This window comes from Methylobacterium sp. Leaf94, from assembly GCF_001426045.1.
In the GTDB taxonomy this organism is placed as follows: Bacteria; Pseudomonadota; Alphaproteobacteria; order Rhizobiales; family Beijerinckiaceae; genus Methylobacterium.
Genome location: NZ_LMRM01000062.1, coordinates 77,418 through 95,255, shown reverse-complemented (window position 1 = coordinate 95,255; position 17,838 = coordinate 77,418). Strand labels below are relative to the sequence as shown.

The 17,838-nt window shown below is 70.7% G+C and carries 15 protein-coding genes; 7 read left to right on the top strand and 8 right to left on the bottom strand.

Features of this window, described 5'->3' with window-relative positions:
- Nucleotides 1–27: 27 nt before the first annotated feature.
- Nucleotides 28–165 (bottom strand): hypothetical protein, encoded by a 138-nt coding sequence (locus ASG63_RS26085; RefSeq protein ID WP_200927214.1) that lies wholly within the window; start codon nucleotides 163–165, stop codon nucleotides 28–30.
- A gap of 372 nt (nucleotides 166–537) precedes the next feature.
- Between ASG63_RS26085 and ccmA the strand changes: the two genes are divergently transcribed.
- Nucleotides 538–1,194 carry a heme ABC exporter ATP-binding protein CcmA gene (gene ccmA, locus ASG63_RS21500; RefSeq protein ID WP_056221523.1) on the top strand — a complete coding sequence of 219 codons (657 nt, stop codon included), beginning with the start codon at nucleotides 538–540 and terminating at the stop codon, nucleotides 1,192–1,194.
- Nucleotides 1,194–1,859: a heme exporter protein CcmB gene (gene ccmB, locus ASG63_RS21495; RefSeq protein WP_056221519.1), complete on the top strand. Its 666-nt coding sequence runs from the start codon at nucleotides 1,194–1,196 to the stop codon at nucleotides 1,857–1,859. Before ccmA ends, ccmB begins: the two co-directional genes overlap by 1 nt.
- Before the next feature lie 4 nt (nucleotides 1,860–1,863).
- Here ccmB and opgC read toward each other — a convergent pair whose 3' ends face one another.
- The 4 genes from opgC to ASG63_RS21475 all read right to left on the bottom strand — a co-directional run bounded on the left by opgC (nucleotide 1,864) and on the right by ASG63_RS21475 (nucleotide 6,720).
- On the bottom strand, nucleotides 1,864–3,039 hold the full coding sequence (opgC, locus tag ASG63_RS21490) for an OpgC domain-containing protein (RefSeq protein ID WP_056221516.1): 1,176 nt from the start codon (nucleotides 3,037–3,039) through the stop codon (nucleotides 1,864–1,866).
- A 124-nt stretch (nucleotides 3,040–3,163) separates the two neighbouring features.
- Nucleotides 3,164–4,351 carry an SMP-30/gluconolactonase/LRE family protein gene (locus ASG63_RS21485; RefSeq protein ID WP_056221513.1) on the bottom strand — a complete coding sequence of 396 codons (1,188 nt, stop codon included), beginning with the start codon at nucleotides 4,349–4,351 and terminating at the stop codon, nucleotides 3,164–3,166.
- A gap of 39 nt (nucleotides 4,352–4,390) precedes the next feature.
- Nucleotides 4,391–5,374: an SMP-30/gluconolactonase/LRE family protein gene (locus tag ASG63_RS21480; protein ID WP_244479996.1), complete on the bottom strand. Its 984-nt coding sequence runs from the start codon at nucleotides 5,372–5,374 to the stop codon at nucleotides 4,391–4,393.
- A 65-nt stretch (nucleotides 5,375–5,439) separates the two neighbouring features.
- The gene (locus ASG63_RS21475) at nucleotides 5,440–6,720 is read right to left on the bottom strand and encodes an SMP-30/gluconolactonase/LRE family protein (protein ID WP_082559450.1); all 1,281 of its coding nucleotides are present in this window, start codon (nucleotides 6,718–6,720) and stop codon (nucleotides 5,440–5,442) included.
- Nucleotides 6,721–7,168: 448 nt separating this feature from the next.
- On the opposite strand from ASG63_RS21475, the gene ASG63_RS21470 reads away from it, so the two are divergent.
- A complete protein-coding gene (locus ASG63_RS21470; protein WP_082559449.1) occupies nucleotides 7,169–8,569 on the top strand; it encodes a PAS domain-containing protein in 1,401 nt (466 codons plus the stop codon).
- A gap of 28 nt (nucleotides 8,570–8,597) precedes the next feature.
- Here ASG63_RS21470 and ASG63_RS21465 read toward each other — a convergent pair whose 3' ends face one another.
- The 3 genes from ASG63_RS21465 to ASG63_RS21455 form a co-directional block, all read right to left on the bottom strand.
- Nucleotides 8,598–8,777, bottom strand: coding sequence for a hypothetical protein (locus ASG63_RS21465; protein ID WP_056221507.1), 180 nt, complete (start codon nucleotides 8,775–8,777; stop codon nucleotides 8,598–8,600).
- A 90-nt stretch (nucleotides 8,778–8,867) separates the two neighbouring features.
- On the bottom strand, nucleotides 8,868–9,776 hold the full coding sequence (locus ASG63_RS21460; RefSeq protein WP_056221505.1) for a response regulator transcription factor: 909 nt from the start codon (nucleotides 9,774–9,776) through the stop codon (nucleotides 8,868–8,870).
- Entirely contained in the window at nucleotides 9,769–13,134 is a 3,366-nt protein-coding gene (locus ASG63_RS21455; protein WP_056221779.1) for an ATP-binding protein, read from the bottom strand. Before ASG63_RS21455 ends, ASG63_RS21460 begins: the two co-directional genes overlap by 8 nt.
- Nucleotides 13,135–13,459: 325 nt before the next feature.
- Here ASG63_RS21455 and urtA point away from each other — a divergent pair, with 325 nt between their 5' ends.
- The 4 genes from urtA (at nucleotide 13,460) to urtD (ending at nucleotide 17,794) form a co-directional block, all read left to right on the top strand.
- A complete protein-coding gene (gene urtA, locus ASG63_RS21450; RefSeq protein ID WP_056221501.1) occupies nucleotides 13,460–14,719 on the top strand; it encodes an urea ABC transporter substrate-binding protein in 1,260 nt (419 codons plus the stop codon).
- Nucleotides 14,720–14,910: 191 nt separating this feature from the next.
- Nucleotides 14,911–15,837 carry an urea ABC transporter permease subunit UrtB gene (urtB, locus tag ASG63_RS21445; protein WP_056221498.1) on the top strand — a complete coding sequence of 309 codons (927 nt, stop codon included), beginning with the start codon at nucleotides 14,911–14,913 and terminating at the stop codon, nucleotides 15,835–15,837.
- 14 nt (nucleotides 15,838–15,851) lie between these two features.
- Complete coding sequence (gene urtC, locus ASG63_RS21440; protein WP_056221495.1) at nucleotides 15,852–17,000, top strand: urea ABC transporter permease subunit UrtC; 1,149 nt, start codon at nucleotides 15,852–15,854, stop codon at nucleotides 16,998–17,000.
- A gap of 8 nt (nucleotides 17,001–17,008) precedes the next feature.
- Entirely contained in the window at nucleotides 17,009–17,794 is a 786-nt protein-coding gene (gene urtD / locus ASG63_RS21435) for an urea ABC transporter ATP-binding protein UrtD (protein WP_056221492.1), read from the top strand.
- Nucleotides 17,795–17,838 lie beyond the last annotated feature (44 nt).

The window sequence follows — 17,838 nt, the reverse complement described above, 5'->3', positions numbered from 1 at the left end:
CGCGTGGGATCTGTTCGGAGGGCGGGTCTACGCCGCGACCAGATGCGCCAGATCCGCCCCCTCGGCCACATGCCGGGATGCGTCGAGGATCTCGCTTCCGACGATCCTCGCCTCGGCGAGCTGCACGTCGAGGGCGTCGGTCTCGGCGTCGTATCGGGACGTCATCGGCTCGGGGCCTTCGCCCACGATCGAGGAAGGCGGTGATGAAAGGGAAGGTCGAGAGCGATCGTACCACGAAAGCCACGCGAAGCTCGGGAGCGTCCGATCCACAGCCGTCGAGAGCGAGAGGGCTCGAATAGCACGTTTGGGATGTGCTCCGGCATGCCGGCCCGGATCGCGGTCGCCACGGTGCTCCCCGGCTCCGGATGGTGCGACGGACCGTGCGACCGTCGGCTGGGTCCATTTTGCGCGCCCGGGTCTCGCCACCGAACGATCCGCGTGCGATGGGCGAAGCGCCGGGGGACGGAGACCGCACATTCCTTCGTTCGGTCTGCTCGACAGGCGCCACCTCTTGAGGCTCATGATTCAGGACCCCCCGTGCGGCTGACCGCTCAACACCTCGCCGTCCGCCGGTCCGGCCGCCGCATCTTCGCGAACCTGTCCTTCGCCCTCGGGCCGGGGGAGGCGCTGATGGTCACCGGGCGGAACGGGGCCGGCAAGTCGACGCTGCTCGCGGTGCTGGCCGGCCGGCTCAAGCCCGAGGCCGGGACCGTCGCGGCGAGCGAGGTCGGCGAGGCGACCCTGTCCGAGTGCCTGCACGTGGTCGGCCACCGCGACGGGCTGAAGAGCCCGCTGACGGCGGAAGAGAACCTCGCCTTTGCCCGCGACCTCCTCGGCGCGCCGACCGCGACCCCGCGGGCGGCCCTGGAGGAACTCGGCCTCGGCCACGCCCTGCGGCTTCCCGTGGCCTATCTCTCCGCCGGCCAGCGCCGGCGGGTGGCGCTGGCCCGCCTCCTGGTCTGCCGGCGCCCGCTCTGGCTCCTCGACGAGCCAACGGCCGCCCTCGATGCCGCCTCGCAGGCGGTCCTGGCCGGGATGATGGCGCGGCACCGGGCGACGGGCGGCCTCGTCATCGCGGCGACGCACCAGGCCCTCGGCCTCGCCGACGCCCAGGAACTACGGATCGAGGCGCCCGCACCCGCCCCACCGACGCTGGCCCGGACGACGGTCGCGGCCGACGAGGTCTGGTGGTGATGCGCGTCTTGAGGGCCCTCGTCGCCCGCGACCTCGCCCTCGCCGCCCGCGTCGGCGGCTCGGGGGCGCTCTCCCTCGTGTTCTTCCTGATGATCGTCGCCCTGGTGCCGTTCGCCCTCGGCCCCGACCTGAACCTGCTGTCGCGGATCGGCCCGGCGATCCTCTGGCTCGCCGCCGTGCTCTCGACCCTAATCGGCCTCGACCGCCTGTTCCAGGCTGACGAGGAGGACGGCTCCCTCGACCTGATGACCGGCTCGCCGGCCCCCCTGGAGGGCGTGGTGCTCGCCAAGGTGCTGGCCCACTGGCTCACCACCGGCCTGCCCCTCGCCCTCGCCTCGCCCCTCTTCGGGCTCCTCGTCGCCCTCGATGGCCGGGCGATGGCGGCGACCGCCCTCACCCTCCTGGTGGGCACCCCGGCCCTGACCTTCGTGGGCGCGGTCGGCGCGGCCCTCACCGCCTCGATCCGCCGGGGCGGCCTCATCCTGGCGGTCGTGGTGCTGCCGCTGATGATCCCGACGCTGATCTTCGGCGTCTCGGCGAGTGAATCGGCCCTCGGCGGCACCGTCCCGTTCACCACGCCGCTGGCCATCCTGTGCGCCCTCAGCCTGATCGCGGGCGTGATCGGGACGCTCGCCGCCGCCGCGGCCCTGCGCTGGTCGGAATAGGGCGTCAGGCGATCGCCGGGGTCCCCCGCAGGCCTGCGACCCGGACCTCCGGCGGCGCGGGGTGGGCGGGCCGCGCCCGGCCCGGGCGCCCGGCGATCCGCAGGGCGATGCCGACGAATAGCGCGATCATGCCGGCCTCCAGAAGCAGCAGGGGAAGCCAGGCGGCGTTCAGGGGAATGGCGGCCAGATCCAGCGCCTCGCTGGCGAGCACGGCCCCGATCGCGCCGGCGGTGAAGACCGGCAAGGACCGGCGGCCGAGGCGGGTCAGCGGGTGGTTGCGCGGCACCTGGTGCAGCAGGCGGATGAGCGGGGCGCGCGGCAGGGCCATCACCAGGTAGGCCAGGGCGAGAACGTGCAGGACGCGCAGGGGCGACTGGTAGGTCTTGCTCGCGCCGAGCCAGAAGGCGTCGTTGCGCGTCGCGGCCCAGTCCGCGGCCGCCGGCCAGAGACGAACCACGACCACCGCCAGGACGAGGTAGCCGACGAGGTAGCCCAGGGCGAGGCCGGTCAGCCCCCGGGGACGCGGCAGAGCGACGCCGTCGACCAAGCCCTGCCCGATGGTGATCCCCAGGGCGAAGATCAGGGTCCAGGGCAGGATCGTCAGGGCGAAGGGCGCGCCCGAGAGGCTGTTGCTCAGCACCAGATGGAAGTGGCCGGCCGCGATCCAGAGCAGCAGTGCTGGCGGCAGGGGCGCCCAGAACCGCCACCCGGCGAGGCGCAGCAGGATCGGGGCGATCAGCATCAGGGCCACGTACAGGCGCAGGACGGACGAGTAGCCCACCGTCTGGCGGAGGGTCAGGGCATGGCTCAGCAGGTTCGGGAAGCCGTGGTCCCGCAGCAGGGCGGTGTCCTGCGCGTGCACGCCCGTCACGCCTCGAAGGGCGAGGATGGCCGCCAGGAGACCGAGCGTCGCGAAGACGATGACCAGTTCGAAGGCGTAGATCCGGGCCGCCCGCCGCCACAGATGGGCGACGATGTCCGGCAGGCGGCGCCGCGAGGCCTGGCTCCCCGCGAGGGCGATGGAGATGCCGCTGAGCAGGACGAAGATGTCGGCGCTGTCGGAGAAGCCGAGCCGGGAGGGCGATACGGCCGAGACGGCGCCGTCCTGGATGTGGTTCACGAAGATGTTGATCAGGCACAGACCGCGAATGGCGTCGATCGTCGTTCTTCGCTGCGGCATGCCTCGCCCCGATGCGGCCTACACGCACCGATCGTAGGGCGGGGGGCTTAAGGTTGTGTTGCAACCTCCGGACGTAGGGCCGGGGAACGGTTGGGCCGTTCCCCGGGCCGAGGCCTCGTGCGCCTCACGCCGGATCGGCGTCGATCCGCATCCGCAGGATGGCGTAGGGCGGCGCCTGCAGGTCCTTGCCGCCGTTGTATTCCGGGCGTCGGTTCACCTGGGCGGACGAGATGTGGAGCCAGCGGTCGGGGGTGATCCAGAACGTGTCGGCCCAGATTAGGCGCGGATCGGAGGCGATGATCGTGACGGTGCCGTCGGGGTCGCGCCGGCCGACCGCATTGAACTCCTGCAGGGCGAGGTAGACCCGGTCCTTGGAATCCGTGGTCAGGCCGCCGGTCATGCCCTTCTCGCCGAGATCCGTGACGCCGGCCGCCACGGCCCCGTCGCTGGCCCCGGGATCGAGGAGCGCGGCGGTCTCCACGGCGTAGAGGCGGCGCCCGATCAGGGGCGCGTAGTAGAGGCGCCGGCCGTCGGGGCTGAGCGCGATGCCGTTGGCGCCGCCCTGGACCGGGCGCGGCGGCCCCTCCCCCTTCCGCTGCACCACCGGGCGGTCCTCGACGATCTTGAGGAGGCCCTTCTGCGACCGGGTGCTGGCGTGGCCCGCGAGGCGTCGCACCACCCGGCCGCTAGCGAGGTCGACGGCCAGGATGGCGCCCTCCCCGTCCTGGCCCTGGTCGGTGACGTAGGCGCGGGCGTACCCGTCGCGGATGTCCACCCGCAGGTCGTTGAGCGACGAGGTCGGGGTGATGCCGGCCTCCAGGGGCACCACGCGGCGGATGCGGTTGTCGGCGAGATCGATCTGCACGAGCTTCGCGCCGCCCTTCACCGGCGGGCCGGAGCCGTCCGGCAGGCCGGCATCGAGGCACCACAGGGTGTCGTCGCGGTCGAAGACGCCGTTGGGCACGTGGAACAGGCGCGCCTGCGGCTGCTCCGGGTCGGGCTGGTTCGTCGGCAGGTCCGGGTAGGGCCGGACCTCCCCGTCCGCCAGCACCTCGCCCAGGGTGTAGGGCACCGTCGCGGTGAAGCGGGGCATCATCACGAAGCGCCGGCCGCCGGACGAGATGGCGAGGCCGGTGGGGGTCGAGGGGGCGTTCGCCGTGAACGCGAGTTCGAGCCCGCCCGCCGCCCGGTGGGTGGCGACCTCGGAGGACGGCGCGGCCGCGGCCTCGCCGGGTCGGGCGAGGGCTGCCGTACCGGCGATGCCGGCACCGGCGAAGCCGGCGGCGAGGAGGTCACGGCGAGCGAGCGTCATGGCGGGATCCGGTCGAGCGAGGATGGGGGACATGGCGGGTCAGCCCCGGGCGGGGCCGCGCACCCTGAGGTCGATGGCGAGGACGTGCGCGCCCGCGCCGATGAAGAGGCGCCGGCCGTCCGGGCCGCCGAAGGCCACGTTGGCGGCGTCGGTCGCGGTGGCGATGCGTCCGAGGGGCGTGCCGTCGGGCGCATAGATCCGCACACCGTCGAAGCAGGCGGCATAGACCCGGCCGTCGGCATCCACCGCGAGGCCGTCCGGCACGCCGGCCTCCACGGTGACGAAGGGTTCGGGCGCGCCGAGCCTCCGGCCCTCCACCACCGGGAAGGCCAGGATGGTGCGCGCGCCCTCGGGATTCTTCACGGCGGCGCTGGTGTCGCTGACGTAGAGGCGCGTCCCGTCCGGGCTGAAGGCGATGCCGTTGGGCTGGCCGACGGCGTCGGTCATGCCCTCGACCCGGCCGGCCGGGTCGATCCGGTAGACCCGCCGGGCCCCTTGCGCCGGCGGCGCCATCAGGCCCTCGTCCGGCATGGTGATGCCGAAGACGGGGTCGGTGAACCAGATCGCGCCGTCCGGGGCCAGGGCGGCGTCGTTCGGGGAATTCAGCGGCCGGCCCGCGAAGGCGTCGGCCAGCACCGTGAGGCGGCCGTCCGGCTCCCGCCGCACCACCCGCCGCCCGCGATGCTCGCAGGTGACGAGGCGGCCCTCGGCGTCGAGCGTGTTGCCGTTGGCGTTGTTCGAGGGGTCGCGAAACACGCCGGTGCCGCCGTCGTCGGCGATCCGGATCATCCGGTTGGCCCGGACATCGCTGACGATCAGGCCGCCGAGGCCCGGGGCGTAGCACAGGCCCTCGCACCAGCGCCCGCCGGCATAGAGGGTGCGCAGCACCGCGCCGGGATCGACCACCTCGCTCAGCCGCGGATCGTCGACCCGGACGATGGGGGCCGCTGCGGCCGGCCAGGCACGCAGGGCGAGGGCCGCTCCCGCGCCGCCGAGCAGCGCGCGTCGTCGTATCGTCGGCATCGGTCCTCGATGGGCTGCGGGTGCGATGAGCGCGCCGCCCCGTGGCCGGGGCGGCGCGGGACGGGTCAGCGCGCGGCCGGCGCGGGGGCGGTCGAGCCGGTGGCGTCCGGGGTCCCCGGCTTGAAGCTCCACAACTCCGTCGGCAGGGCCGCCGGCGCATCGGGCTTGTAGAAGGCCGAGTCCTGGATGCGCGAGGTGGTGACGTAGAGCGTCCCGTCGGGCCCTTCCGCGAAGGTGTCGGGCCAGCGCAGGCGCGCGTCCTGCACCACGGTGCTCAGGGTGTTCCCCTTCGCCGAGAGGTCGCGCACCTTGATCGCATCGTCCTGCGGCGAGGTCACGTACATCCGGCCGTCCTTGCGGGCGATGATCAGGCCGTCGGCGGGGCCGTTCTCGCCCACGATCTCGATGCGGCCCGACACGCTCTTGTCGGCCAGCGCGGTCGGCATCAGCGCGGTGGTGATGCTCCCCGCGAGCGTCTCGGTGGGCAGGCTGTAGAGCGTCTTGCCCTTGATCGCCTGCCAGTACAGCGTCTTGCCGTCGGGGGAGAGGGCGATGCCGTCGGCGGCGAACTCGACGCCGCGCCCGTCCGGCCGGCGCAGGGGCTTGCCGTCATAGGTCACGGTGACGCCCGTGTCGGGTTGGGTCGACGGGTCGCCGTCGAGGACCCGGTGGGCCCGGCCGCTGTCGAGGTCGACCACCACCAGGGCGCCCCGGGCGCCGGAATCGGTGAGGTAGGCGGTCTTGCCGTCGGGGGAGAAGCGCACGTCGTTGAGGTAGGAGCCCTGCGGCGCCACGCTCTCGTCGAACGCGATGGTGCGCGCGGGCTGGTTGGTCTTCAGGTCGATCTCGACGAGCTTGGGACCGCCGGGCACCAGAGCCGCCATGGCGGGGGCGGCCGGATCGAGGACCCAGAGGTTGCCGTTCGGGCTCGCCACCACGCTCTGGACGCAGACCCAGTGATCCTTGGCCGAGATCTCGTCCTTCTTGGCGTTGCGCCAGGAGTTCCAGGCCGCATCCGGGAACGGCACCAGCTTGCCGTCCTTCAATTCGGCCACCGACACCGCGGTGTCCTCGGTCCAGCGCGGGAAGTTCACGAAGATCCGCCCGTCCTTGGAGACGGTGACCCCTGTCACCTGGTGGTCGAAGCTCGCCACCTTCGTGAGCGTCGCCGTCGGCGCGGCGGCGGCGGCGCCCTGCGCCAGGACCGTGCGGGGGAGGAAGACGACCCCCGGGAGGAGGACGGCGCCCAGGAGGGCCGCGGCGCGCGTCCGGCCCCGCCGCCGGGGGCGGGCCGAGAGGCGCGGCGGGGCGGCGAAGATCGGGCGGTCGGACTGATGGTGCGTCATCGGAACCCTGGAAAATGGAATCCCTGGCATCGGATTCCCTGGCATCGCGCCGATCGCACCGTGCGGCGCGATCGTGACGACCTAACGCATGAAGTCTCGGCCAAGGTTCATCCGCCCCGCGACTCGTGAACGGCGGCGCCCCTCTCGCGCGCGACCGAGCGGCGGCCTCGGATTGCGCGGTTGGCCGGTGTCGCACGGACCCGGCCAGCGTCCGGATGCGAGGGCGCTCGGCACGCTTTCATATGTTGTTTTTTGCAAAGTCGTTTCAGGATCTTCGACCGTTAAAGACAAATTCACGGATTGTAATTAAAGTTACGAGCATCAAAATGCGACCCGTCTAGTCGCGTATCAGTCACCGTTTCCGCGAAAGAAATTGACGATGTTGGGCGCCGGTCTTCGTGCAACACTCGAAGCGCTCGATCGATCGCAAGGTCGAATCGAGTTCGCGATGGATGAAAGTGTCCAGAGCGCGAACCAGATCTTTCTCGATCTCATCGGCTATACGTTCGCAGAGGTCCGTGGCCGCCCGCACAGCCTGTTCGTCCCTCCGGAGGAGCGGGACACCCCGGCCTACCGGGCCTTCTGGGACAGCCTGCGCCGGGGCGAGCACCAGGCGCGCGATTTCTGCCGGATCGGCAAGGACGGCCGCCGGATCTGGATCCGGGCGAGCTACAACCCGATCCTCGATCGCCGCGGCAAGCCGGTGAAGGTGGTGAAGTTCGCCACGGACATCACCGCGCAGGTGGCGCGCAACGCCGCGTTCGAGGGCCAGATCGCGGCGATCAACCGGTCGCAGGCGGTGATCCACTTCACGCCGGACGGACTCGTCACCGACGCCAACCCGAACTTCCTCGCCGCGCTCGGATACACCCTCGACGAGATCAAGGGTCGGCACCACAGCCAGTTCGTGGCGCCGGCGGACCGGGACACGCCGGCCTACGCCGCCTTCTGGACGGCGCTGGCGGGCGGCGCCTACCAGGCCGGCGAGTTCCGTCGCCTGGCGAAGGGCGGCCGCGAGGTGTGGATCTACGGCGCCTACAATCCGGTCTTCGGACCCGACGGCCGGGTGGTCTCCGTGGTGAAGTTCGCCAGCGACGTCACCGCCCAGGTCGCCGACCGGCTGCGTCGGCAAGAGGGCCAGCAGGCGATCGACAAGGATCTCGGGGTCATCACCGGCTCGATCTCCGACGTCAGCCATCAGGCGACCCTCACGGCGGAGGCGGCGGCCCAGACCTCCGGCAACGTCCAGGCGGTGGCGGCCGGCGCCGAGGAGTTCTCGGCCTCCATCGAGGAACTGAGCCGCCACGCGTCCGAGGCGAAGGTCGCGTCCGAGGAGGCGGTGATCCGGGCCGAGGAGGCCTCCGGCATCATCGCCGGGCTGACCTCGGCCGCCGACAAGATCGGCGAGGTGATCTCGGTCATCCGCACGATCGCCGACCAGACCAACCTGCTGGCGCTCAACGCCACCATCGAGGCGGCCCGCGCCGGCGAGGCGGGCCGCGGCTTCGCCGTGGTCGCCGCCGAGGTGAAGGCCCTGGCCAACCAATCGTCCCGGGCCACGGAGGAGATCGGGACGCAGATCGCGGCGGTGCAGGGCTCCACCACCCAGGCCGTGACCGCGATCGAGGCCATCGCCCGGACGATCGGCCATCTCAGCGAGATCTCGCTGAGCGTCTCATCGGCCGTGACCGAGCAGGCCGCGGTGACCCGCGACATGACGATCAACATGCAGAACGCCGCCCGGAGCGTCGAGGTCGTGCGCCAGAACATGGACGGGATCGCCGCCGCCACGATCGACGTCGACGCCTCGGTGCGCAAGGCCGGCGCCGCAGCCCGCGCCCTGGCCTGAGGGGCGGGCGAGGGCCGGTCGTACCGGATCAGTCCGGGCGCGGGCCGGCACCAGGCTGCATCACCGCCGGCTCGGAGCCCGAGCCGCGCACCCGGCCGCGCAGGGCCGACGGCGCGCCCGGCCGTCCGGGTTCGCGCCGCTCGAGGCCGGGCACGACGCGCTCGGTGAGGTCCACGCAGCGGCCGACCAACCACGTCATCCAGTTCATCGCGAAGCTCCCAGCCTGACCTGTCTGATAGATCGGGTGTCGCGCCGCCAAAGCGAGGGGGTGGGCCGGAAATATCCGCTCCGCCGCCCGTCAGTCGAGGTCCTGCAGGTGGCGGGCGGCGATGACGGACGCGGCCGTGCGGTTCTCGACGCCGAGCTTCTCGTAGATCCCCTCTAAGTGCTTCGTCACCGTGCGGGGGCTCAAGCCCAGGATCTCGCCGATGTCGCGGCTCGACTTGCCGCGCGAGAGCCAGAGCAGCACCTCCGCCTCCCGTCCGGTGACCCGCAGGCGCAGGCGCAGGCGTTCCAGGCCCGCCTCGGTGCCGTCGCGGGACAGGCGCAGCAGGATCTCGTCGCCGGTGCCGCCGATGAAGCTGAAGGTATAGGCGGTGCCCGCGCGGTCGCCGAGGGTCAGGGCCGGCGCGCCCGTGCCGGCGAGGCAGCCCCGGAGCCAGGCGGCCCCCTGCGGCGGCAGGCTCGAGGGAGCGCCGGGCTCGGTGAAGCCGCCGAGCAGCCGGGCGGCCTGGGGCGTGCCCCACAGGACCGTGCCGTCGCGGTCCACCGCGAACAGGGTGCGGCCGGTGGTGTCGAGGGCGGCGCGCGCGCTCTGGGCCGCCCGGGCACCGGCGAGATGCACGCGGATGCGGGCCAGGATCTCGTCGGGGGCGATGGGCTTCGTGACGTAGTCGACGCCCCCCGCTTCCAGGCCCTTCACGATGTGCTCGGTCTCCGACAGGCCGGTCATGAAGATGACGGGCACGTGGGCGAGGTGCCCCTTCGCCTTGAGGCGGCGGCAGGTCTCGAACCCGTCCATGCCGGGCATCATCGCGTCGAGCAGGATGACGTCGGGGGTGATCTCGTCGACCAGGGCCAGGGCGAGGTCGCCCGCCACCGCCACCAGCACGGTGGCGCCCGAGCGCTCGATCGCCTCGGTGAGGAAGCTCAGGGTCTCGGGGGAATCGTCGACCACCAGGACGGTGTCGCGCTGCGCCTCAGCCATCGGCGGGCTCCAGCAGGCCCTCGATCACCGCCCGGGCGCGGCGCAGGTCGAAGGCGGCGGTGAGCCCCCGCATCTGCGCGATGAAGGCGGTCGGTGCCGCGGCGCCGCTGTCCATCTCGGCGAGCTTCGCCTCGATGCCGCGGACGTGCCCGATGCGCACGAGGCGCAGGAGGTCGGCGAGGTGCTCCGGCCGCGGGTCCGGCGCGGCGGCCTCGGGCGGGGGCGGCGCGGGCGCGTCCCCCGCCGTCCAGTCGAGGCCGAGGAGCCCGGTGACGCATTCGAGGAAGTCGCGCAGGTCGAAGGGCTTGGCGATGATCGCGTCGTGAGGCGCGTCGTCGCCCCGCACCGGGCTGATCTCGTGCACGTTGGCCGACATCATGGCGATGCGCGCCGTGTGGCCGGCCTCCCGCAGGGCCTTGGCCAGCCCCCAGCCGCTCATGCCCGGCATGGCGATGTCGAGGAGGAACAGGTCCGGCGGCTGGGTCTCGGCCAGCGCCAGGCAGGCCGGGCCGTCGCCCGCCTCCCAGACCACCAGGCCGAGGGGTTCGAGGATGTCGCGCATCAGCCCGCGATGGGCGGCATCGTCGTCGGCCACCAGGATCGTGCGGCGGGCCCCCGCGTAGACGCGCGGCGGGGCGCTCGCCTGCGCCGCCAGCACGGGTTTGGGCCGCGCCACCGAGGCCAGCATCAGCCGGAGGCGAAAGCGCGTGCCGCGCCCGACCTCGCTCGCCACCGTGATCTCGCCCCCCATCACCTGGGCGAGCAGGTGCGCGATGGTCAGCCCGAGGCCGGTGCCGGGGGTGGAGCGGGCGGCGGCCATCGAGCCGCGCTCGAACGGCTCGAAGATGCGCTCCAGGTCGTCCGGGCGGATGCCGAGGCCGGTGTCGCTGATCGTGAACACCGCGATCTGGCTGCGGTAGGTCAGGTCGAGGGTCACCGTGCCGGCGGGGGTGAACTTGATCGCGTTCGACAGGAGGTTGAGCAGGATCTGGCGCAGGCGCTTCTCGTCCGTGGCGACCACCGCCGGCAGGGTCTCGGGCCGGGTGAAGCGGAACGCCAGGGCGGCGCCCTGGGCCTGGAGCCGGATCATGTCGACGATCTGGTCGAGGAAGTCGGCGAGCCGGACCTCGTTGCGGTGGATCTGGAGGCGGCCCGCCTCCATCCGGGAGATGTCGAGCAGGCCGTCGATCAGCCCCGAGAGGTGCTGGGCCGAGCGCCGGATGACCCGGATCCCGTTCTGGCGCGGGGCCGGGATCGCGGGATCGCCCTCGAGGAGCTGCGCGTAGCCCAGCACCGCGTTGAGGGGCGTGCGCAGCTCGTGGCTGATGCCGACCACGTAGCGGCTCTTGGCGAGGTTGGCGGCCTCCGCCACCTCCTTGGCCTGCTGCAGCTTAGCGTCCGTGACCTTGTGGGCCTCGATCTCGGCCTGGTAGAGCCCGGTCTGGCGGGCGGTCTCCTCCAGGGCGACCCGGCGGCTCTCCTGGGCCAGCACGAACAGCCAGGCGACGATGCCCAGGATCACGATGAGGATCAGGAACACGCTGGTCAGCGCCGCGCCGAGCACCGCGCGGTGCTCGGGATGCTCGGCGCTGGCCCCCGCATGCACGATGCCGAGGATCAGCCCGATCGCCGCCACCAGGGTGAGCATCAGCGCGAGGTAGCGCCCCAGCGGCGCGCCGATCCAGGCGGCGGTGCGGGCCGGGGCGACCCGGGCGAGCACGCTCTGGGCCTGGGCTTCCAGGCGGCCGTGCGGCTTGCAGAGATCGCCGCAGCGGGCGTCGAGGGAGCAGCACAGGGAGCAGATCGGCCCGGCATAGGCCGGGCACTGGGCCATGTCCTCGGGCTCGAACGGGTGCTCGCAGACCCGGCAGGTGATCTCGGTCGCCCCCTGCCAGTCCGTGCGCGGGGTACGGGCGAGGTAGTAGCGCCCGCCGGTGGCGAGGGCGATCGCGGGGGCGCCCGCGACGGCGACGACCAGGGCCAGCAGCGGCGCGAACGGCACGGCCTGCGTCCCGAGCCAGCCCGCATGGGCCACGAACCCCGTGAGGATCGCCAGCGCCATGGCGCCGGTGCCCACCGGGTTGACGGCGTAGAGATGGGCGCGCTTGAACTCGATGCCGGGGGGCGACAGGCCGAAGGGCTTGTTGATGGCGAGGTCCGCCGCCAGCGCGCCGACCCAGGCCGAGACCACCACGGCGTAGAGCGACAGGGTGCTGACGATGGTTTTGTCGATGCCGAGCTCCATCAGCAGCAGGGCGATGGCGACGTTGAAGACGAGCCAAACCACGCGGCCCGGATGGCTGTGCGTCAGGCGCGAGAAGAAGTTCGACCAGGCGATGGAGCCCGCATAGGCGTTGGTGACGTTGATCTTGAGCTGCGAGACCACCACGAACAGGGTCATCAGGGCGACCGCGCCCATGCCCGAGGGCACCACGTAGCCGAAGGCCACCGCGTACATCTGGGTCGGCTCGGCGGCCCGCTCGGCCGGAACGCCGTGCGCGATCGCGAGCACGGCCAGGAACGACCCGAGCAGGATCTTGAGCATCCCGGGCAGGATCCAGCCGCCGCCGGCGCCCAGCACCGCCGCCCACCAGCGCCCGGCGCGCTCGCACGTGCGCGCCGGCACGAAGCGCAGGAAATCGACCTGCTCGCCGACCTGGGCCAGCAGCGCCAGGAGGATGCCGGAGGCCAGCCCGAAGCGGGGCCAGTCGAAGCCCCCGAGTCCGTCGGCCCCCGGATGGGCGAGCCAGGCCGCCACCGGGGCGTCCCCGGCCCAGGCGATGCAGGCGAGCGGCACGAGGTTCAGGACGATCCAGATCGGCTGCGTCCAGAGCTGGAAGCGGCTGATCATGGCGAAGCCGTAGACGACCAGCGGGATCACCGCGAGGGCGCTGACGAGGTAGCCGAGGCTCGGCGGCAGCCCGAAGTACAGCTCCAGCGCCAGGGCCATGATCGCCGCCTCGATGGCGAGGAACAGGAAGGTGAAGCTCGCATAGATCAGCGAGGTCACGGTCGAGCCGATATAGCCGAAGCCGGCGCCCCGGGTGAGGAGGTCGATGTCGACGCCGTAGCGGGCGGCGTAGAGGCTGATCGGCGTCGCGGTGGCGAAGATGATGGCGCTGACCACCAGGAGCGCCGCCAGGGTGTTGGTGAACCCGACCGTCAGCACCAGGGTGCCGCCGATCGCCTCCAGGGCCAGGAAGGAAAGCGACCCGAGGGCGGTCTGGGCGACCCGGAACCCGGACCAGCGCCGCGCCTTCTTGGCGGTGAAGCGCAGGGCATAGTCCTCCAGCGTCTCGTCGGCGACGAGGCGGTTGTAGTCGCGCCGGATCGGCAGGATACGCTGGTGCTCGGTCATCGTGTTCGGCGGGGACGGTATCATGCGGCGCGGGGTCTGGCGCGGCATCCCGGCCTGTCCGAAACCGTGGCGCTCCGTCGTCCCCAGCGTAGCAAGGACCGTGCCCGATCCCGTGCTTCCACGTGGGCGCGCACCCCGTCCAGTGGCCGGAGCGGCGATGGGACCCTGGACTCGCGGGCAGTTCGCCAGAATGGGCCTGTCCGCCCGGCTCCGACATACGCAAAACAGCGTATAGGCCGCACTGCACAACGCGGCCTAGCCTCCGCTCCGTCGATCCGCGGCCGTCCGATGCGCCGTGCGACGACCGACAGGGGTTTTGGGCACGATGGCAGAGGACAAGGGCAACGGCCTGCAATCGGCGCTCCGGCGCAGGCTTCTCATGGGGCTCGCCGGCGCTCCGGCGATCGCCTTGATGCCGCGCATGAGCTTCGCGGCGGCGCCGCCGACCTCGGCGGTGAACACCACCGGCCTCGCCGTGACCGACACGGAGGTCACGGTCGGCATCCTGCACTCGGCCACCGGCACGATGGCGATCTCCGAGACCGGCTCGATCCAGGCCGAGAAGCTCGCGATCTCCCAGATCAACGAGGCGGGCGGCGTGCTCGGCCGCAAGATCAAGATCATTCAGGAGGACGGCGCCTCCGACTGGCCGACCTTCGCCGAGAAGGCCAAGAAGCTCCTCGTCAACGACCACTGCGCCGCCGTGATGGGCTGCTGGACCTCGGCCTCGCGCAAGGCCGCGTTGCCGGTCTTCGAGCAGTATAACGGCCTGTTGTACTACCCGACCTTCTACGAGGGCCTGGAGCAGTCGAAGAACGTCTTCTACACCGGCCAGGAGGCCACCCAGCAGATCCTCGAATCGCTGAATTGGGTCACCAAGGAAAAGAACGCCAAGACGTTCTTCTTCATCGGTTCGGACTACATCTGGCCGCGCACCTCAAACAAGATCGCCCGCAAACACATCGAGAACGTGCTCAAGACCAAGGTTGTCGGCGAGGAATATTTCCCGCTGGGTCACACACAGTTCAACTCGGTGATCAACAAGCTCAAGCTCACCAAGCCGGACGTGATCTTCACGGACGTGGTCGGCGGCTCGAACGTGGCGTTCTACAAGCAGCTCAAGGCGGCCGGCATCGACCTCGCGAAGCAGACCCTGCTGACGATCTCGGTGACCGAGGACGAGGTCGACGGCATCGGCGGAGACAACATCGCCGGCGCCTATTCCTGCATGAAGTACTTCCAGTCGCTCAAGAACCCGAACAACGAGAAGTTCGTCGCCGCCTTCCACAAGATGTGGGGCGAGAAGACCGTCATCGGCGACGTGACCCAGGCCGCCTATCTCGGGCCGTTCCTGTGGAAGATGGCCTGCGAGAAGGCCGGCTCCTTCGACGTCGACAAGGTGGTCGCCGCCTCGCCGGGCCTCGAGTTCAAGGAGGCGCCGGAAGGCTACGTCAAGATCCACCCGAACCATCACCTCTGGTCGAAGACCCGGGTCGCCAGGGCCCTGCCCTCGGGCCAGTTCGAGGTGGTCTACGAGAGCCCCGACCTGATCGAGCCGAACCCCTTCCCGAAGGGCTACCAGTAGGACTCCAGCGTGCCCTCCTCCCCCTTGTGGGGAGGAGTTGGAGGTGGGGGTGGTTGGGTGACCCTCGACCTGCGGAGGCTGGCGGCGCCACCCCCACCCCTCCCCCTCCCCACAAGGGGGAGGGGAAATCTGAGGCCTAACTCGGCCCGATGCTTGCACGACCTTCGCGGCATCCTTCGGAGAACGAACCCATGTTCGGTGACTATTCGCTCGGGGATCTCAGCTCGATCTTCGTCATGCAGGGCTTCGCCGGGCTGATCCTGTTCTCGGTCTACGTGCTGATGGCCCTGGGGCTGGCGATCATCTTCGGCCAGATGGGGGTGATCAACATGGCGCACGGGGAGTTCATGATCCTCGGCGCCTACATGACCTATCTCTGCTCGGGCTTCTTCCAGACCCAGCTGCCGGCCCTGTTCCCGGCCTACTTCTTCGTGGCGATGGCCCTGGCCTTCCTGGCCTCGGGGGCCCTCGGGATGCTGGTGGAATGGGCCCTGATCCGCCACCTCTACAAGCGCCCGCTCGACACGCTGCTGGCCACCTGGGGCCTCTCCCTGATCCTGCAGCAGGCCTACCGCACGATCTTTGGCGCCCGCGAGGTCGGCGTCGAGCTGCCGTCCTGGCTCATCGGCTCGGTGCAGGTCACCGACACCATCGAGATCCCGATCAACGGCATGTTCGTCATGGGCGTCACCACCCTGATCACCGTCGGCGTCGCCCTCCTGATGTACCGCTCGCGCTTCGGCGCCCAGGTCCGCGCCGTGGTGCAGAACCGCGCCATGGCGGGCGCCGTCGGCATCGACACCGAGCGGGTGGACCGCCTCACCTTTGGCCTCGGCTGCGGCATCGCGGGCATCGCCGGCTCGGCCTTCACCATGGTGGGCTCCACGGGGCCGACCTCGGGCCAGCTCTACATCGTCGACACCTTCCTGATCGTGGTCTTCGGCGGCGCCGCCTCGCTCCTCGGCACCATCGCGTCAGCCTTCTCGATCTCGCAGACGCAGTCGACCCTCGAGTTCTTCCTCTCGGGCTCCACCGCGAAGGTGCTCACGCTGCTGGCGGTGGTCGGCATCCTGATGCTGCGGCCCCAGGGCCTCTTCACCCTCAAGGTCCGGCGCTGAGGAGCCCGAACGTCATGACCCGCTCCAAAACCCCCGTCGTCAACGACAATCCCTTCATGAAGCCGATGGAGTGGGTGAGCCTGGCGCTCCTCGTCGGCGTCATCTTCGTCCTGCTGCCGATGCTGCTCGACGCCTTCCGGCTCAACCTCGTCGGCAAGTACCTGACCTATTCCTTCGTGGCCCTCGGCCTCGTCATCTGCTGGGGCTTCGGCGGCATCCTGTCCCTCGGCCAGGGCGTGTTCTTCGGCCTCGGCGGCTACCTGATGGCCATGTACCTCAAGCTCGAAGCCTCCAGCGTCGAGAACACGAAGATCCAGTCGACGCCGGGCATCCCCGACTTCATGGACTGGAACCAGATCACCGCCCTGCCCTGGTTCTGGAAGCCGTTCGAGAGCCTGCCCTTCACCCTCCTGGCGGTGCTGGTGGTGCCGGCCCTCTTCGCCTTCGTCATCGGCACGGCGATGTTCCGCCGCCGGGTCGGCGGCACCTACTTCGCCATCATCACCCAGGCCATCGCCGCCATCCTGACGATCCTCATCGTCGGGCAGCAGGGCTATACCGGCGGCATCAACGGCATCACGGACCTGCGCACCCTGCACGGTTGGGACATACGAACCGACAGCGCCCACAACATCCTCTACTTCGTCAACGCCGGCCTGCTCGTCGCCTGCATCCTGTTCGCCCAGATGGTGAAGAAGTCGAAGCTCGGGCGCATCCTGCTCGCCATGCGCGACAAGGAGGACCGGGTCCGGTTCTCGGGCTACCAGGTGGCGAGCTTCAAGACCTTCGCGTTCTGCCTGGCGGCGGTGTTCGCCGCCATCGGGGGCGCGATGTTCACCCTCCAGGTCGGGTTCATGTCGCCCTCCTTCGTCGGCATCGTGCCCTCGATCGAGATGGTGATCTACGCCGCGGTCGGCGGGCGCCTGTCCCTGTTCGGCGCCGTCTGGGGCACGCTCCTCGTGAACTGGGCCAAGACCAGCTTCTCGGAGAGCTTTCCGGAGCTCTGGCTGTTCGGCCTCGGGGGGCTCTTCATCCTGGTGGTGCTGGCCTTCCCCAACGGTCTGGCGGGCATCTACCGCACCCATGTCGAGCCCCGCCTGACCCGGCGCGTGAAGGCCCTGGAGCCCGCGCCCGCCGTCGCCCTGCCCCACGCGGCCGAGTAGGACCTCCGATGCACGCAACCCTCCTGCCCTCGCACCGCATCGGCGCCGATCCGGCCGAGAAGGACTTCCTGCTGGCGGTGGAATCCCTCACCGTCTCGTTCGACGGCTTCAAGGCGGTCAACGACGTCTCGTTCTACGTCGACCCCAACGAGATCCGGGTCATCATCGGCCCCAACGGCGCCGGCAAGACCACGGTGCTCGACCTGATCTGCGGCCGCACCAGGGCCAGCTCCGGCTCGATCAAGTACAAGGGCCAGGAGCTGACCCGGCTGTCCGAGAGTGCCATCGTGCTGGCCGGTGTCGGCCGCAAGTTCCAGACGCCGTCGATCTACGATGACCTCACCGTCTTCGAGAACCTGGAGATTTCCTATCCGCGCGGCCGCTCGGTGTTCGGGGCGCTCACCTTCAAGCGCGACGCCCAGGTCCGCGACCGCATCGAGGAGGTCGCCAGCATGATCTTCCTCAAGGACCAGCTCCTGGAGCGGGCCGAGTTCCTCAGCCACGGCCAGAAGCAGTGGCTCGAGATCGGCATGCTCCTGATCCAGGACCCGGAGCTGCTGATGCTCGACGAGCCGGTGGCCGGCATGAGCGTCGGCGAGCGCGTCAAGACCGCCGAACTCCTGAACGAGATCATCAAGGGCCGCTCGGTGCTGGTGATCGAGCACGACATGAAGTTCGTCGAGGACATCGCCCACCGGGTCACCGTGCTGCACCAGGGCAAGGTCCTGTCCGAGGGCTCGATGGAGCGGGTCAAGAACGACCCGAAGGTCATCGAAGTCTATCTCGGCCACTGACGGGGAAACGGCGCCATGCTCCAGATCACGCCTTCTCCCGCCGC

What these genes read in the sequence shown, in the direction of transcription:
- ASG63_RS26085 (WP_200927214.1), bottom strand. Translation starts at nt 165, where the DNA reads ATGACGTCCCGATACGACGCCGAGACCGACGCCCTCGACGTGCAGCTC.
- ccmB (WP_056221519.1), top strand. Translation starts at nt 1,194, where the DNA reads ATGCGCGTCTTGAGGGCCCTCGTCGCCCGCGACCTCGCCCTCGCCGCC.
- opgC (WP_056221516.1), bottom strand. Translation starts at nt 3,039, where the DNA reads ATGCCGCAGCGAAGAACGACGATCGACGCCATTCGCGGTCTGTGCCTG.
- ASG63_RS21485 (WP_056221513.1), bottom strand. Translation starts at nt 4,351, where the DNA reads ATGACGCTCGCTCGCCGTGACCTCCTCGCCGCCGGCTTCGCCGGTGCC.
- ASG63_RS21480 (WP_244479996.1), bottom strand. Translation starts at nt 5,374, where the DNA reads ATGCCGACGATACGACGACGCGCGCTGCTCGGCGGCGCGGGAGCGGCC.
- ASG63_RS21475 (WP_082559450.1), bottom strand. Translation starts at nt 6,720, where the DNA reads ATGACGCACCATCAGTCCGACCGCCCGATCTTCGCCGCCCCGCCGCGC.
- ASG63_RS21470 (WP_082559449.1), top strand. Translation starts at nt 7,169, where the DNA reads ATGGATGAAAGTGTCCAGAGCGCGAACCAGATCTTTCTCGATCTCATC.
- ASG63_RS21465 (WP_056221507.1), bottom strand. Translation starts at nt 8,777, where the DNA reads ATGAACTGGATGACGTGGTTGGTCGGCCGCTGCGTGGACCTCACCGAG.
- ASG63_RS21460 (WP_056221505.1), bottom strand. Translation starts at nt 9,776, where the DNA reads ATGGCTGAGGCGCAGCGCGACACCGTCCTGGTGGTCGACGATTCCCCC.
- ASG63_RS21455 (WP_056221779.1), bottom strand. Translation starts at nt 13,134, where the DNA reads ATGACCGAGCACCAGCGTATCCTGCCGATCCGGCGCGACTACAACCGC.
- urtA (WP_056221501.1), top strand. Translation starts at nt 13,460, where the DNA reads ATGGCAGAGGACAAGGGCAACGGCCTGCAATCGGCGCTCCGGCGCAGG.
- urtB (WP_056221498.1), top strand. Translation starts at nt 14,911, where the DNA reads ATGTTCGGTGACTATTCGCTCGGGGATCTCAGCTCGATCTTCGTCATG.
- urtC (WP_056221495.1), top strand. Translation starts at nt 15,852, where the DNA reads ATGACCCGCTCCAAAACCCCCGTCGTCAACGACAATCCCTTCATGAAG.
- urtD (WP_056221492.1), top strand. Translation starts at nt 17,009, where the DNA reads ATGCACGCAACCCTCCTGCCCTCGCACCGCATCGGCGCCGATCCGGCC.